Origin of the sequence: Simiduia curdlanivorans (assembly GCF_030409605.1) — a bacterium.
Classification (GTDB): Bacteria; Pseudomonadota; Gammaproteobacteria; order Pseudomonadales; family Cellvibrionaceae; genus Simiduia; species Simiduia curdlanivorans.
On record NZ_JAUFQG010000004.1, the window covers coordinates 608,455 to 623,899 of the forward strand.

Below are 15,445 nucleotides of genomic sequence, written 5' to 3' on the forward strand. Positions count from 1 at the left end.
CGTGAATACCTTGAGCCAAATTCTGGTCTATTTACTGCAAACCTTAGGCGGTCTCTACCTGATGGTGGTGCTGCTGCGCCTGATGCTGCAAATTGCTCGGGCCGACTTTTACAACCCGCTGTCGCAGTTCATCGTTAAAGCCACCAACCCAGTGTTGATGCCGCTGCGCAAAGTCATCCCCGGGTTAATGGGTGTCGATTTCGCGTCTATCGTACTGGCGCTGATCGTTGCCATCGCCCTCGGCCAGCTGGTGTTGCTGTTAAGCGGTTACGGCGTTCAGAACCCCTTCCACCTGATGGCCTGGGGCGCGGTGGCGGTATTGGCGTCGCTGGCTAACCTGCTGTTTTGGTCGCTCATCATTATGGTGATCGCCAGCTGGGTTGCGCCCCAGTCCTACAACCCGGCGCTGTTGCTCATTCGGCAACTACTGGCACCCATCATGACGCCGTTTCAACGGCTGATTCCCCCCATGGGTGGCTTAGACTTAAGCCCGATTTTTGTGCTGCTGACATTGAACATTATCAGCAGCTTTATCGTGCCGGCCCTGGCCAACAGTGTGGCCATGCCGCGCGGCTTATTTTTAGGGGTCTAGACCTGTTTAGATTGACCTAGGAAAATATCACATCGGCGGCCAGCGCTAGGTTGTAACCAACGTAGGCCGCCACCAACAAACCACCTTGCCAACGACTAATCGCTCCGCCTTTCATGGCGCGGAAACACAGCACGGCCAGGGCCACCGACAGCAGTACCATCACCACGCTATCGCGACTCAGCACCACCGATGCCACCACGTCTGGGTGTATCAAACCGGCAATACCCACCACGCCGAGAATATTGAACACGTTCGAGCCAATCACATTGCCGACGGCCATTTCGTGTTGGTTTTTACGTACGCTGGCAATACTCGCCGCCAGTTCGGGCAAACTCGTACCCAAGGCAACGATGGTCAATCCGATGATCAATTCGCTAATGCCAAGCGCTAGGGCAATTTCCGTGGCCGACCACACCAGTAAGCGGGAGCTGGCCAACAGCAACAGCAAACCAAGGATCAGTGTGAACAGCGCCTTGCCCAAACTCTGCTCATGGGACACAGCCTCATCCACCTCGGCGCCAAAGGCGTCATCGGGCGAGCGCACGCTCTGCCACACCCCAAAGCCAATGTAAGCCGCCAGCGCCGCCAATAATAAAACGCCGTCACCTTGGCCCAAAAAGCCATTCAGCAGCACAACAACGCCAAGGCCGGTGGCCGCCAACATCAGCGGCACTTCCTGATAAACCACCTTGGAGTGTACGGCAATCGGCGCCAACAGGGCCGTGATGCCTAAAATTAAACCGATGTTGGCGATGTTAGAGCCAATGGCATTGCCGAGGGCCAAATCTGGCTCGCCGTCCAGCGCCGCCATGGTCGATACCAGCATTTCTGGAGCAGACGTACCAAAACCAATAATCAAAATACCCACCAGCAAGGGCGACATACCAAATTGCTGCGCGACGGCCGCGGCGCCGTCAATAAACTTATCGGCACTCCAAGTCAGCACGATTAAACCAACGACTAACGCTCCCAATGCGATTAACACAGTGATTCCTCTCAACTTTGGCTAGATAACAACGGCGGCCATTGTAGGTTAGCTCCCCCTAAATAACAGAGTTTTAGCGACTTTTTTCATCAATAAGTGATAAAAATAAACTAATAGCTTCCTTTCGATATAACCAAAACTTTGAAGATGTGGACTATTCGGGTTTAATGGGGGGCTAAAAATAGAACAATAAGCTAGCTGTACCCACTGCAAAGCGCCATAGCTCACGAGTAACCTATGAATCACGCATCACTTTACCGCCAGCTGTCTGAATTTCAGCGCTGGAAGCAACAACTCAACACCCAAGTGCAAGCTTTCGTGCACTGGCTGCAGGCCAACAACATCACATCTAAGTCGGCCGAGCAGAGCCTCGCTCACGCGCGCACCCTGCTCAACGAAGACCAATTTACCCTGGCCATGGTGGGTGAGTTTTCCCGCGGTAAAACCGAGCTGATCAACGCCCTGCTGTTTTCCGAATACGGCCATCGCCTGCTGCCCTCTCAGCCCGGTCGCACCACCATGTGCCCAACCGAGATCTATCGAGACCCTGAGGTTGCCAAGGGCTGCGTGCGCCTACTGCCAATTGAAACCCGCCGCTCCAACGTGGCACTAGCAGCTTTTAAGCGCATTCCGCAAAAGTGGGTGACGCTGCATTTTGATCCGCACAACCAAGCTGAGGTCACCAAGGCCATGGCCCGTATCGCCGAGGTCAAGGTGGTTAACTTGCGCGAGGCTGAAGCCCTCGGTTTTGACTCAGACTCCCTCAGCAAGAGCCGCGACAGCGCCGACAAGGTAGAAATACCCGTGTGGCGCCATGCACTCGTGAGCTTGGATCACCCGCTGCTCGCGCGCGGTTTGCGTATTTTGGACACGCCAGGCCTAAACGCCTTAGGCAACGAACCGGAACTTGCACTCGGCACCTTAGCCAGTGCCCAAGCCATGCTGTTCTTGCTCAGCGCCGATGCCGGCGTCACCGCCACAGACTTAGAAATTTGGAACGAACACATTAACATTCTGCGCCATACCCAGAGCACGGAAGTTATTACCCTGTTGAACAAAATAGACAGCCTGTGGGACGACCTACTGCCGCAGGAAGATGTATTGCTCGCCATCCATAAAATTCGCGAGAGCACCGCCCGCTATCTACAGCAACCGCTGGAGCAGGTGCTCACTGTGTCGGCCAAACAAGCGCTGTTAGCGCGCGCCAATGGCGATCCAATTTTATTGGCCCGCAGCCAACTGCCCAAACTCGAGAAGATATTATCGGAAAAGCTCATCGACAACCGCTCGAAGCTGGCCAGCCACCACTTGGTTAACAACTTATTAACCATCATGGAAGACACCAGCAATTTATTGCGCGAACGCTTGTACGCAGCCGACAAAGACCTCGCCAGTTTTGAAGCGGCGAGCAGTGGGCTAGAGCAGCGCTCAACCTTGGCTGCACTACGCGCCAACATCAAGCGCGTGCACCATCAATTTCACAAGCAGAGCTTGTCGTTAAAATCCAGCGAGCGGCTGTTGTACGGGCAAAAAGACAGCCTGTTGGCGCCGGTGAGCCACGCCACCATCGACCAGCAAATTAAAGCGGTGCAGGAAAACCTTAATAGCAGCTGGCACACCTTCGGCGCTGGCAAAGCGGTGCAAGACTTTTTCGACAACATCGATTACTGCCTGTCGAATTTGGCCGAGCAAATGGCGCAGGCCAACAAGGTGATGTACTCCATCTACCTGCGCGAAGATAACAATGCCAACCCAGAATTATTGCGTAGCCACGAGTTCGACTTACGCCGCTATCGCGCCCGCATTAATCAACTGCGCAGCCACGGCAAACAATTCTCGCTCGGCTTGGGTAATTTGCTCACCAGCAAGCAAAGTTTGGCCTCGCGTTTTATTGGTACCCTCGCCCATGAAACGCAAAAACTCATGGATGAACTGCGCACCGATATCGACAACTGGTTAAAAGACACACTAGCGCCACTTAACCATCGCAACCTGTACCAGAAAAAATTGCTCGATGACCAGCTGCTGCAACTAGCCAATTTGAATTTACAAAGCCGTACTGAGCAGGAGCAGAAAGACCTGTTAAAAGCCGATATCGCCAAACTCGAATCGGCCTTGATGGAGTTAGATAGCATTATTCGCGCCACCAAAGCGCTGAGACCGGAGCAAGATAACGCCAACAACGTCGTGACGTTGCACAAAGACAGCGGCACCAATCACAAGGCGGGCTAAACCCAGCGCGGTAATCAGCAAGGTTGGCTTGCCCTCGGGCGAGCACAACCTTAGACTTGCGGCCTTTGCACACCGCAACCGGAAGGCTAACTTTGCCACATCGCGCCTCAAACTCCGTGGGTCTTGTGACGCCACAAACCCTACAGGTTACCGAACCGCTAGCACTTGCGTGCGGCCGCAGCCTCGACAGCTATCAACTGGTTTACGAAACCTACGGCAAACTCAATGCCACGGCGTCCAATGCCGTGTTGATTTGCCATGCCTTGTCCGGCACCCATCACGCCGCCGGCTACCACAGCGCCGACGACAAAAAGCCCGGTTGGTGGGATCACTACATTGGCCCGGGCAAGCCCATCGATACCAACCATTTTTTTGTCGTGGCGTTGAACAACTTGGGCGGCTGTGCCGGCTCTACCGGGCCAACCAGTATCAACCCAGCCACGGGCAAAGCCTGGGGCCCAGACTTTCCGATTCTGCGCGTCAGAGATTGGGTGCACTCCCAAGCAAAACTCGCCGATGCCTTAGGCATTCACTGTTGGGCCGCCGTGGTGGGCGGTTCGCTCGGCGGCATGCAAGCCATGCGCTGGGCCATTGAGCTTCCCGACCGGGTAAAAAACTGTGTGGTTATCGCCTCAGCCATGAAGCTCACGGCACAAAACATCGCCTTCAATGAAACCGCGCGTCACGCCATTACCTCCGACCCCAATTTCTGCGACGGTAACTACCTGGCACACAACACCAGCCCGAAACAGGGCTTAGCGATTGCACGCATGATTGGCCACATCACGTATTTGTCTGGCGATGGTTTAGGTGAGCGATTCGGCCGCGATGTGCGCTCAGGCAGTTTTGCCCAAGGCCAAGACAGCTTGGTGGAATTCCAAGTGCAGAGTTATTTGCGCTACCAAGGCGATGTGTTCTCCGATAACTTCGACGCCAACACCTATTTGTTGATGACCCGGGCACTGGATTATTTTGATTTAGCGCGCGAATACGAGGACGACGCGGCCAAGGCCTTTGCCCGCGCGCAAGCGCGCTTCTGCGTTGTCTCCTTCACCACCGACTGGCGCTTTTCGCCGGAGCGATCGCGCGAGATAGCGCAGGCGTTAATTGCCGCCAATAAATCCGTTTGCTACGCGGAAATTGAATCCAATTTTGGCCACGACGCCTTCCTCCTGCCAGATCAACGCTATGAGCAAGTTTTTTCCCGCTTCATGCAAACCGTCCACGCGGAGGCTAAGCAATGAGCCAGCGCATTGACCACTCCATTATCCAAGCCTGGGTAAAGCCCAATACCAAACTGCTGGATTTAGGTTGCGGCGATGGTAGCTTGTTACAGTTGCTAGCAAGCGCCAAACAGGTGCAGGGTTACGGTTTAGAAATTGGCGCCGATGAAATTAACGCCTGCATTAGCAAGGGCGTCAACGTCATCGAGCACAACCTAGACGCCGGCCTGCCGCACTTTGCCGACAATAGTTTTGACCTCGTGATCATGACCCAAGCACTGCAAACCATGCGCTTTCCGCATTTGGTATTAGATGAGATGCTACGGGTTGGGCGCGAGTGCATTATCGCCTTTCCAAATTTCGGCCACTGGAAAGCGCGCTGGCATTTGAGTTTATCAGGTCGCATGCCGGTATCGGATTTGCTACCCTTCGAATGGTACGACACCCCCAACATTCACTTTTGTACGGTGAAAGATTTTGAAGTGCTGTGCGCCGAAAAAGGTATTAAAATTTTACAGCGCCAAGTTGTCGGCGCCGAAAAAATTTCATCCTTAGCTAATGCTCTACCCAACCTTTTCGCCGTGAATGCGGTTTACCACCTGAGTAAATAACATGACTAATCTACGCGGCCTGATAACATTTTTCTGTTTGAGCCTGAGCTTATTAGCGCAGGCCGCAGACGTGCCTGATGCCAAACCCATGGATCAAAACCCCTGGTTCGACAGCGGCAAGTATCGCGTCCACTTCAGCACTTTTACCAGCGATTTTTTGCAACCCGAAACCGCCGCCGGTTTGCAACTCACCCGCGCCAAAGACCAGCTGCTGGTCAACATAGCCGTCACGGAAAAAAATGCCGATGGCAGTTACAGCATGGGTCAAACCGCTACCGTTACGGGCACTGCTACCAATTTAATGCAGCAAATGAAACCGCTGTCGTTCGTGCAAGTGAAGGAACCTAATGCCACTTATTATTTAGCACCACTACGGTTTAGCAACGAAGAGATCATCCACTTCAACATTCAGGTGCTGAGCGAACAGGGCGAAACCTTGAACGTCACCTTTACCCGGACGCTCTATGTCAACAATCGATAAGCTGGTGCTGGCCAGCAATAACACCGGCAAACTCAAGGAGTTTCAGGCGCTGTTGCAAGACTGCGGCATAGAATTACTGCCCCAGTCGGCATTCAATGTGCCGGACGCCGACGAAACCGGTTTGTCGTTTATCGAAAACGCCATTCTTAAAGCCCGCCACGCCGCCCGCATTAGTGGCCTGCCCGCCCTTGCCGACGACTCCGGCTTAGCGGTGGACGCGCTGGGCGGTGCTCCGGGTATTTACTCCGCCCGCTTCGCCGGCCAACACGGCGATGACGCCGCCAACAACGCCAAGTTGCTGGCTGATTTAGCCGATGTACCCGAGTCTGAACGGAGCGCGCAATTTCACTGCGTCTTAGCGCTGGTCACCCACGCCGACGACCCAATCCCCATTGTTTGCCACGGCGTTTGGCGCGGCAGCATTTTGCGCCAAGCCGCCGGCAGTAACGGTTTTGGTTACGACCCGCTGTTCTGGGTAGAAGAGGCTCAGTGCGCCTCGGCCCAGCTCAGTAAAGACGAAAAAAATCGACGCTCGCATCGCGCTCAAGCCATTGCGCTGCTCATCGCTGCATTAAAAGCGCGCTAAACTTTTTCACGCCATTTTTAAAAAGGCCACACCATGGCACTCAGCTTGCCGCCACTTTCGCTTTATGTGCACATCCCTTGGTGCGTGCGCAAATGTCCTTACTGCGATTTTAATTCTCATAAGGCCGGGCCAGATTTACCAGAACAGGCCTATGTGCAAGCACTCTTGCGCGACATGCAAGACGAGACGGCGCGTAGCCAGGACCGAGCGCTCAGCTCAATCTTTTTTGGCGGCGGCACGCCGAGTCTGTTTAGTGCCCAAGCTATAGGCGACATTATTCAAGGCGCGGAACGCCATTTCGGCTTCGAGCCCAACATTGAAATCACCCTCGAAGCCAACCCGGGCACAGCCGAGCAAAGTCGCTTCCACGGCTACCGCGCCGCCGGCGTCAACCGCCTATCCATCGGCGTGCAGAGTTTTAACCCACAGCATTTACAACACCTAGGCCGCATCCACTCGGGTCGCGAGGCCATAGACGCGGTGGCCATGGCGCGTGCCGCCGGCTTCGACAATTTCAATCTAGACCTGATGCATGGGCTACCCGGGCAAACGCCGGAGGACGCCGGTGCCGACCTGACCCAAGCCCTAGATCTAGCGCCCAACCACCTGTCCTGGTACCAGCTTACTATCGAGCCCAACACCGAATTCTTTCGCCGCCCACCGGTGCTACCGGTCGAAGATACGCTGGCCGATATTCAAGATTTAGGCTGCGCACTGCTGAGCGAAAACGGCCTGCAGCAATATGAAATATCGGCCTATGCGAAGCCCAATAAGGAGGCCGCGCACAACCTAAACTACTGGCGCTTCGGCGACTATATCGGCATCGGCGCCGGCGCCCATGGCAAACTCAGCCGCTGGGTCGACAACAGCTTGCAGATTCATCGGCACTGGAAAACCCGCCTGCCCGAACACTACCTAAAACGCACAGACAACATCGCCGCCCAGCGCTTCGAAGCCGGCACTGAACTGATTGAAGCGCAGGATCTGCCGCTGGAATTTATGATGAACGCCCTGCGTTTAAACGACGGCGTCGAGGAGAGCTTGTTTCAGCAGCGCACCGGCTTAGCCATCGCCACCATCGCGCAGCCTTTGCAAAGGCTGCGCGAACAAGGGTTGGTGAGTGCCGATCGATTGCAACCCACAGCGCTCGGCAGCCGCTACTTAAACCGCCTATTACCGGCCTTTGAGGCAATTTAACGGGCGCTCGCATTTAGGCAGATGCTGCTACACTTGATCGATAAGGCGGCGCCTGATCTGCGCCACCACAAGGCACAAGGAAAAATAGCCCAGTAATGTTTAGCTTCACTCGCTATCGCCGCGAAAACCCCATCGCCACGCGCCTGCTGACGCTGATCATTATCAGTAGTTCGATCATGGCGCTGTTTGCGATATTGATTCAGCTTTACGTTAGCTTTCACGACGACATAGACGCGCTCAATAAACGCCTCGACCAAGTCCGTATTAGTACCCTTCCCTCCATCACCAAAAGTCTCTGGGGCTTTGACGAAGAACAGCTCAACGTGCAAATCCAAAGCGTGTTGGAAGTTGAGGATGTGGCGCAGGTCACGGTGGTGTGGCGCGACTGGAACAACATGGATCAAGCCATGACCGCCAGTTCCCTCAACATGGATTTAGACAACCTAGAGGCGAGCACTAGCGGCACCTTGGTAAAAGAATACCCGCTCGTGTATTCCGACCCAAACACACCCGAACAGGAACTCGGCACCCTGATTATCACCGCCAGCCTAAGCAGCGTGTACAGCAAGTTGTGGGAGCGAGCGCTCTACATCGGCGTGCTGCAGGGCACAAAAACCTTAATCATCTCGCTGTTTATTCTGTGGCTGGTGCGCACGCTGCTCACTCGGCACATGGAAACCATTGCCCAATACGCACGCCAAATGAGCTTAAGTAATTTATCGGCGCCGCTGAAATTAAAGCGCGATAAAGACCCAGAAGAACAAGATGAATTGGATAACGTGGTCAACGCCTTTAATCAGATGCGCACCTCGCTGATTGAAGATATCGAGCAGCGCCAAGCAATCGAAACGGCGCTACTAACAGAGAAACAAGAAAAAATTGAATCAGAGCGGCAGAAAGCCGTGGCCGAAACCGCGAACCGCGCCAAGAGTCAATTCTTGGCCACCATGAGCCATGAGATTCGCACCCCCATGAACGGGGTCATCGGCATGGTTGAGCTGCTCAGGGATACACCGCTCAGCGCCACTCAGCAACACTACCTCGATGTGATTCACCGCTCGGGTGAAACCTTAATCGATATCATCAACGATATTTTGGACTATTCCAAAATTGAAGCGGGCAAGATGGAGCTCGAATCGTCGCCCTTTAACCTCGAGGATTTAGTTGAAGATTGCGTACAGCTGTTCGGCGCAACGGCCAACAAACGCCACATAGAACTCATCGGCAGCGTCAGCCCCACCACCCCGCTGTACCTGCTGGGCGATCCAACGCGACTGCGCCAAGTGCTCATCAACTTGATTGGCAATGCCTTTAAATTTACCGATCAAGGCTATGTGATTGTCGAAGCTAGGCGAGAAGAAAAGTCTGACCCCAGCAACCCACTCATTCGCTTTAGCATTCGCGATAGCGGCATCGGTATCAACAACGACGGCTTAGCGCGCCTATTCCAATCTTTCAGCCAAGCCGACAGCTCAACCACGCGCAAATTCGGCGGCACCGGTTTAGGCCTCGCCATTTGCAAACGCTTGGCCGAAATTATGGGCGGCGAGATTGGCGTTGAGTCGAGAGCCGGCGAAGGTTCAACCTTTTGGTTTACCGCCCGCTTCAAAGCCACCGACAGCGCCCCAGTCGACAATAATGCGGTGCCGTCTTCGGCCTTAGCCGGTAAACACTTATTGGTCGTGGAAGACAACACCTACCTCGCCAACATTATCGCCCACCACTGCAAGAGCTGGGGCATTCACGTGCACTTAACTGAAACCGAAGCAGAGACGCTGGCACTGATTAACCAGCCAGACTGCCCAGCGTTTAGCTTCGCCTATCTCGATAATGAATTGCCCGAGGTAGATGTGTTTGCCCTGGCCAAAAAAATTAGCCAGCACCGCGCCGACAAAAAAGTACCCATCGCCATTCAACTCGGCTCAGACAATACCCCAGACCCAGCCGCCTTAGCCAAGGCTGGTATTGTTGAGGCGCGCCGAAAACCCGTAACGCCGAAAAAACTGAAAGAAATGTTGGCCGCACTGATCGGCATAAAAACGCGCACCAGCAAAGCAGCTTCCGTTGCCAGCGTCGGGAATTTATATAGCCACTTAAAAGTACTGGTGGCGGAAGACAACAACGTCAACCGCATGGTCATTAAAGGCCTGCTCGGAAAATTTGGCATAGAACCGCGCATGGTGGAAAATGGCCGCGCCGCACTGGAAGCGGTTACCGCGCCCAACGCCAACTTTGATCTGGTATTAATGGATTGCGAAATGCCAGAAATGGATGGCTTTGAAGCCACTCGATCGATTCGAGATTTCGAGCGCCGCAACATGCTGCCCGATACGCTCATCGTGGCACTCACGGCGCACGCGATGCAAGAACACCGGGAGGCGGTTTATCAAAGCGGCATGAACCACTACCTCAGTAAACCGGTCACGGTAGAGGCCTTAAAAACCGCCTTTGAAAAAATCGGCTTAGTAAAAACACCCAGTCAAGCGATGATTTGATCAGACTGCACCAGCTCGCAATACTCGCCCGACAAGTTCGCCGCGAAAATAGTATGCACATCCTCGGCGTCAATCACGCGACCATCGGCCAAGCGCAGTGGAAAGGCCGCGCAGGCATCCGTCACTAAACGTACCCGGTAACCCAGCGCCGCCGCATGACGCACCGAGGCATCAACTGAATGGTTGGTGGTGACGCCGCACATCACCAAACGATCACAGCGCAATTGTTTGAGTTCGGCATTGAGCGAGGTATTGATAAACGCGGAATTGGTGCGCTTGGTCACCACTAATTCATGGCTGGAGGGGGTCACCGCATACTTAAACGCAAACCCCTCGCTGCGCGCGTGATAACTCGAGTGCTCGGACATCGACGAGTGGCGCACGTGCACAATGGGCCACTTATGTTCGCGCCAATAAGCAACCAAATTGGCGATAGCCGTCTCAGCCGCTGGGTTATTGCGCGGGCCGCAGGCCGCCCAATCGGGCGCGTCGATGGCTTTTTGCACATCGATTACAACTAATGCCGGCCGCAACCAAACGTCCATATCACTCTCTTCCAACAACCGAATCGCGCTAGTCTAACGCGACGCAAATGCCCATTAAAGGTGGCTCGATAAATTTATCGGCGCCATAGATGGAACCTCTCTACCCAAGCTAAAACCCTTTCCGGTGCGTGCGCGCGCTTCCAATTGCCGGCGGCATATTTGTTTGCCTCACTCACCGTTGGGTAGATGTGGATAGTGGATAGCAAATCGTTCAGGCCGGTTTTATGTTTCATGGCGCTGACAAACTCGGTAATTAAATCGCTAGCGTGGTAGCCAACAATCACCGCCCCTAAAATTTTATCGCTGCCTTTTTTGGTTAGCACCTTTACAAAACCCTGTGCCTCGCCGTCGGCTATAGCGCGATCGAGATCATCGATACCATAGCGGGTTAGCTCAACGTCAATGCCTTGCGCTGCCGCCTCTTGCTCGCTCAACCCCACGCGCGCCACCTCGGGTGCGGTGAAAGTTGCCCAGGGCACAATGCGGTAGTCGACGTTGAAACTTTTAAACGGGCTAAACAGCGCATTCACCGCGGCATACCAAGCCTGATGCGCGGCCATGTGGGTAAACTGATAGGGGCCTGCCACATCGCCGCAGGCATAGACATTGGGAAAACGCGTGCGCATTTTTTCGTCCACCGCCAAGGTGCCTTTGTCGGTGAGTTCCAAGCCTAATGTCGACGCCCCAAAGCCAGTCACATTGGCTTGGCGCCCGACGCAGATCAATAACGTATCAAAGCCAAGCTCGCGCACCTGTCCCGCCTGTGTATAGCGCAAGGTTTTTTCGCCCTTGGCTTCTAGCGTGTCTTGTACATCGATCACTTCCTGTACTTGGGCCGCATTGATTACGCGAATTTTTTCAGCTTGGAACACAGCCTCGATAAACGCGGATACATCTTCATCTTCGCGCGGCATAATGCGCGGCGCTCGCCCGATCAATGTCACCTGGGCACCCAAGCGCGCAAACGCTTGCGCCAGCTCACAGCCAATGGGGCCGGAACCAATAATCGCCAAGCGCCCGGGATTCTCGCGCAGGTTCCAAATGCTATCGGAGGTGTAGTAGGCGATGTTTTGCAAACCCTTAATATCGGGAATAGCAGGGCGGGCACCGGTGGCAATAATTAAACTGCGCGCACTGATGCGCTTGCCCGCCACCTCCACTTCCCAGGGCGACACAATGGTCGCCGCACCGGTGACGCAATCCACCCCTAGGCCGGTATAGCGCTCGATTGAATCGTGCGGCTCCACCTCGGCGATGACCTTTTGAATGCGCATCATCACCGCCGCAAAATCCACCTTTGCCGCCACCGGTGCCAGACCAAATTTTTCGGCATCCTGAAGCGTTTTCGCCACGGCTGCGGATTTAATCAGGGCTTTGCTCGGTACACAGCCGGTGTTTAAACAATCGCCACCCATTTTGTGCTTTTCTATGAGCGTAACCTTTGCCTTTACCGCGGCCGCGATATAAGCCGACACCAAACCGGCGCTGCCGGCGCCAATCACCAACACATTGGTATCGAATTTTTTGGGTTTATTAAAAGGCTTATACAAACGGTTATTCTTCAGCGCCTGAACCAACGGCTGTAAAATTTTTCGCGCCAGCCACGGGAATATTGCCAATAGAATAAACGCGAATAAGATAGTGGGCGTCATAATGCCCTTGAGCGACAGCTCTTCAAGCGCTCCCAACTCAGCACCGGCATTCACATACACCGCAGTGCCTGCCAACATGCCCACTTGGCTGACCCAGTAGAAAGTCCACAGGCGCACTTTGGTGAGCCCAAAAACCAAGTTGATAACAAAGAAAGGCACCAGTGGTATCAAGCGCAAGGTGAACAAATAAAAGGCACCGTCTTTCTCGACCCCGGCATTAATTTTTTCCAGCTGCTTGGTAAACTTGCTCTGCACCCAATCGCGCAGCAAGGAGCGCGAGACCAAAAATGCCAAGCTGGCACCGATGGTGGAAGCGAAGGAAACAATTAACAGGCCCCAACCTAGGCCAAATAACCCGCCGGCAATTAAGGTCAGCAGCGCAGCGCCTGGCAGCGACAGCGCCGTGGCCAGCACGTAAACCAAGCCAAACAGCACGGCCACAAGCACCGGGCTCTCGGTCATCCACTGCCGGTAGAGCTCCGGGCTAAGCAGCCGAGCACCGTCTAAGCTAAAAAAGGCGGCGATAGCGCCAATCACCAAGGTGGCTATAACTATTTTTTTCATAGTGTCACAAAATTTGAATTTTCTGGGTGTAGGATGCGCGTTTAAGAGCTGTATTCTCTATGCTTGTTACAATCTATTGCCCTTCAGCAAAGATCAAACAGAACACTAGGATGCCACATACGCCCCATGAATGATCTAACTTGCGACTTTCTGGACAACCCCAGCTACTACCTCAACCGCGAGCTTAGCCACCTGCACTTTAACCGCAGGGTGCTAGAACAAGCGCTGGACGAAACCCATCCGCTGCTCGAACGGCTGAAATTTTTGCTGATCTGCTCCAGCAATTTGGACGAGTTTTTTGAAATTAGAGTGGCCGGCTTGCGCCAGCGCATCGCCATGGAGCGGGAGATCACCGAACTCGATGGCTCCAGCCCGCAAGAAGTCTTGCAGGCCATCAGCACCAATTGTCACGCGTTGGTGGAAGAGCAGTACCGCATACTCAACCAAGTGATTTTACCGGCACTGGCGGATAACAATATCCGCTTCATCGCCCGCAGCCATTGGACCCCAGAACAAGCCGAATGGGCCAACAGCTTTTTTGAATCCGATATATTGCCCATCGCCAGCCCCATTGGACTAGACCCAGCACACCCCTTTCCGCGCCTTGTTAATAAAAGCCTGAACTTTATTGTCTCGCTCGAAGGCCAAGATGCCTTTGGCCGAGAGACCGGCTTGGCCGTGGTGCCAGCGCCTAGAAGCCTGCCGCGGATTTTGAAAATACCGGAGACGCTTGCGCCCGAGGGCGATAATTTCGTGTTTCTATCCAGCATCATTCACGCCAATGCCGACAAGCTCTTCCCCGGCATGACGGTCAAGGGCTGTTACCAATTCAGGATCACCCGCAACGCCGACTTAGACTTCGACACCGAAGGCGTGGCCGATTTAGCCCGCGCGCTGCGCGGCGAACTGCACTCGCGCCGCTTCGGCAACGCCGTGCGGCTGGAAGTGGTTGACGACTGCCCAGAGGCCTTGGTTAATTTTCTCCTGCGCGAAACCGGACTGAGCCAGGCCGAGTTGTACTTAGTTAACGGCCCCGTTAACACCAAGCGCCTGATGGATGCCGAAAAGCAACTGCACCGCCCGGATTTACAATTCGCGCCCTTCGTCCAAACCATTCCCAAGGGCTTGACCCGCAAAGACAACATCTTTCAAGCCATCGCCCACCGCGACCAATTGTTGCACCACCCCTTCGAGTCGTTTACGCCGGTGGTAGAGCTGCTCAGCCAAGCCGCCAAAGACCCAGACGTGCTGGCCATCAAGCAGACCCTGTACCGCACCGGCGCCAGCTCACCCATTGTCGATGCCCTGCTCGAAGCCGCTCGCAACGGTAAGGAAGTGACCGCGGTGGTGGAACTGCGCGCGCGCTTTGACGAAGAGGAAAACCTCGAACTGGCGAGCAAGCTCCAGGAAGCCGGCGCCGTGGTGGTATACGGCGTGGTGGGCTACAAAACCCACGCCAAAATGATTCTTATCGTGCGCCGCGAGCAGGGCAAGTTGCGCCGCTACGTGCACTTGGGCACTGGCAACTATCACAGCGGCAACGCCCGCCTATACACCGATTACTCGCTCATGTCGGCAGACGAGGCTCTGGGTGCAGACGTGCATATCATTTTCCAGCAGCTCACCGGCATGGGTAAAACCGAGCGCCCGCAAAAATTATTGAACGCGCCCTTTACCTTGAAGCGCCAAATCTTGCGCATGATCGACAACGAAATCCGCGCCGTGGAAGCCGGCGAGCCCGGCACCATCATTATCAAATGTAACGGTCTGACCGAGCCCAAGATTATCCAAGCGCTGTACCGCGCCTCCCAAGCCGGGGTGAGGGTGGAATTGATCGTGCGCGGCATGTGCTGTCTGCGCCCCGGTATTGAGGGTATCTCAGACCATATTCGGGTCACCTCCGTGGTGGGTCGATTCTTAGAGCACAGTCGCGTCTTCTACTTCGCCAATAGCCAGCCCGGCCTCTACTGCGGCAGCGCCGATCTGATGGAGCGTAATTTAAACCGCCGGGTCGAAGTGTGCTTCCCGGTGGAGGAGCCGGCGCTGGCGCGGCGCGTCATTGCGGATCTAGAAAAGTACCTGACCGACAATCGCCAGGGCTGGCTGCTCGATACCCACGGCTGTTATCAATTGCATGACGGCGACCCAAGCGCATCTGCCCAGCAGCAACTGCTGGGCGAACTGACCAAATAGAGGCCTTTAAAACTGGATTTCAGCCCCCATTAACAGGCTAGAATATCAAAAAGCCCATTGAGATAGGCTTAGCGAACTTGTACCTGCTA

General features: G+C 54.6%; 12 protein-coding genes. 9 read left to right on the forward strand and 3 right to left on the reverse strand.

Annotated elements, in window-relative coordinates; all coding sequences use genetic code 11:
* Position 1 precedes the first annotated feature (1 nt).
* Entirely contained in the window at positions 2 to 592 is a 591-nt protein-coding gene (locus QWY82_RS02860; protein WP_290259713.1) for a YggT family protein, read from the forward strand.
* A 16-nt stretch (positions 593 to 608) separates the two neighbouring features.
* Here QWY82_RS02860 and QWY82_RS02865 read toward each other — a convergent pair whose 3' ends face one another.
* Entirely contained in the window at positions 609 to 1,577 is a 969-nt protein-coding gene (locus tag QWY82_RS02865) for a calcium/sodium antiporter (protein ID WP_290259714.1), read from the reverse strand.
* Positions 1,578 to 1,814: 237 nt separating this feature from the next.
* On the opposite strand from QWY82_RS02865, the gene QWY82_RS02870 reads away from it, so the two are divergent.
* The 7 genes from QWY82_RS02870 to QWY82_RS02900 all read left to right on the forward strand — a co-directional run bounded on the left by QWY82_RS02870 (position 1,815) and on the right by QWY82_RS02900 (position 10,402).
* On the forward strand, positions 1,815 to 3,809 hold the full coding sequence (locus QWY82_RS02870; protein ID WP_290259715.1) for a dynamin family protein: 1,995 nt from the start codon (positions 1,815 to 1,817) through the stop codon (positions 3,807 to 3,809).
* A gap of 92 nt (positions 3,810 to 3,901) precedes the next feature.
* Positions 3,902 to 5,053: a homoserine O-succinyltransferase MetX gene (gene metX, locus QWY82_RS02875; RefSeq protein WP_290259717.1), complete on the forward strand. Its 1,152-nt coding sequence runs from the start codon at positions 3,902 to 3,904 to the stop codon at positions 5,051 to 5,053.
* Complete coding sequence (gene metW, locus QWY82_RS02880; protein WP_290259719.1) at positions 5,050 to 5,643, forward strand: methionine biosynthesis protein MetW; 594 nt, start codon at positions 5,050 to 5,052, stop codon at positions 5,641 to 5,643. The genes metX and metW overlap by 4 nt, the downstream gene beginning before the upstream one ends.
* 1 nt (position 5,644) lies before the next feature.
* Entirely contained in the window at positions 5,645 to 6,124 is a 480-nt protein-coding gene (locus QWY82_RS02885) for a DUF4426 domain-containing protein (protein ID WP_290259721.1), read from the forward strand.
* On the forward strand, positions 6,108 to 6,710 hold the full coding sequence (gene rdgB / locus QWY82_RS02890; RefSeq protein WP_290259723.1) for an RdgB/HAM1 family non-canonical purine NTP pyrophosphatase: 603 nt from the start codon (positions 6,108 to 6,110) through the stop codon (positions 6,708 to 6,710). Before QWY82_RS02885 ends, rdgB begins: the two co-directional genes overlap by 17 nt.
* 33 nt (positions 6,711 to 6,743) lie before the next feature.
* Positions 6,744 to 7,907, forward strand: coding sequence for a radical SAM family heme chaperone HemW (gene hemW, locus QWY82_RS02895; protein WP_290259725.1), 1,164 nt, complete (start codon positions 6,744 to 6,746; stop codon positions 7,905 to 7,907).
* A gap of 95 nt (positions 7,908 to 8,002) precedes the next feature.
* Positions 8,003 to 10,402, forward strand: a complete 2,400-nt coding sequence (locus tag QWY82_RS02900) for a response regulator (RefSeq protein ID WP_290259727.1) — start codon at positions 8,003 to 8,005, stop codon at positions 10,400 to 10,402.
* On the opposite strand, the gene QWY82_RS02905 is transcribed toward QWY82_RS02900, so the two are convergent.
* Together QWY82_RS02905 and QWY82_RS02910 are read right to left on the reverse strand one after the other, a co-directional pair.
* On the reverse strand, positions 10,387 to 10,947 hold the full coding sequence (locus tag QWY82_RS02905) for a cysteine hydrolase family protein (protein ID WP_290259729.1): 561 nt from the start codon (positions 10,945 to 10,947) through the stop codon (positions 10,387 to 10,389). The genes QWY82_RS02900 and QWY82_RS02905 overlap by 16 nt on opposite strands.
* A gap of 74 nt (positions 10,948 to 11,021) precedes the next feature.
* Positions 11,022 to 13,163, reverse strand: coding sequence for a dihydrolipoyl dehydrogenase family protein (locus tag QWY82_RS02910; RefSeq protein WP_290259731.1), 2,142 nt, complete (start codon positions 13,161 to 13,163; stop codon positions 11,022 to 11,024).
* Positions 13,164 to 13,289: 126 nt separating this feature from the next.
* Between QWY82_RS02910 and ppk1 the strand changes: the two genes are divergently transcribed.
* Positions 13,290 to 15,356: a polyphosphate kinase 1 gene (gene ppk1, locus QWY82_RS02915; protein ID WP_290259733.1), complete on the forward strand. Its 2,067-nt coding sequence runs from the start codon at positions 13,290 to 13,292 to the stop codon at positions 15,354 to 15,356.
* Positions 15,357 to 15,445 lie beyond the last annotated feature (89 nt).

Coding starts and splice junctions, on each gene's coding strand:
- QWY82_RS02870 (WP_290259715.1), top strand. CDS start 1,815: ATGAATCACGCATCACTTTACCGCCAGCTGTCTGAATTTCAGCGCTGG.
- metW (WP_290259719.1), top strand. CDS start 5,050: ATGAGCCAGCGCATTGACCACTCCATTATCCAAGCCTGGGTAAAGCCC.
- QWY82_RS02885 (WP_290259721.1), top strand. CDS start 5,645: ATGACTAATCTACGCGGCCTGATAACATTTTTCTGTTTGAGCCTGAGC.
- rdgB (WP_290259723.1), top strand. CDS start 6,108: ATGTCAACAATCGATAAGCTGGTGCTGGCCAGCAATAACACCGGCAAA.
- hemW (WP_290259725.1), top strand. CDS start 6,744: ATGGCACTCAGCTTGCCGCCACTTTCGCTTTATGTGCACATCCCTTGG.
- QWY82_RS02900 (WP_290259727.1), top strand. CDS start 8,003: ATGTTTAGCTTCACTCGCTATCGCCGCGAAAACCCCATCGCCACGCGC.
- QWY82_RS02905 (WP_290259729.1), bottom strand. CDS start 10,947: ATGGACGTTTGGTTGCGGCCGGCATTAGTTGTAATCGATGTGCAAAAA.
- QWY82_RS02910 (WP_290259731.1), bottom strand. CDS start 13,163: ATGAAAAAAATAGTTATAGCCACCTTGGTGATTGGCGCTATCGCCGCC.
- ppk1 (WP_290259733.1), top strand. CDS start 13,290: ATGAATGATCTAACTTGCGACTTTCTGGACAACCCCAGCTACTACCTC.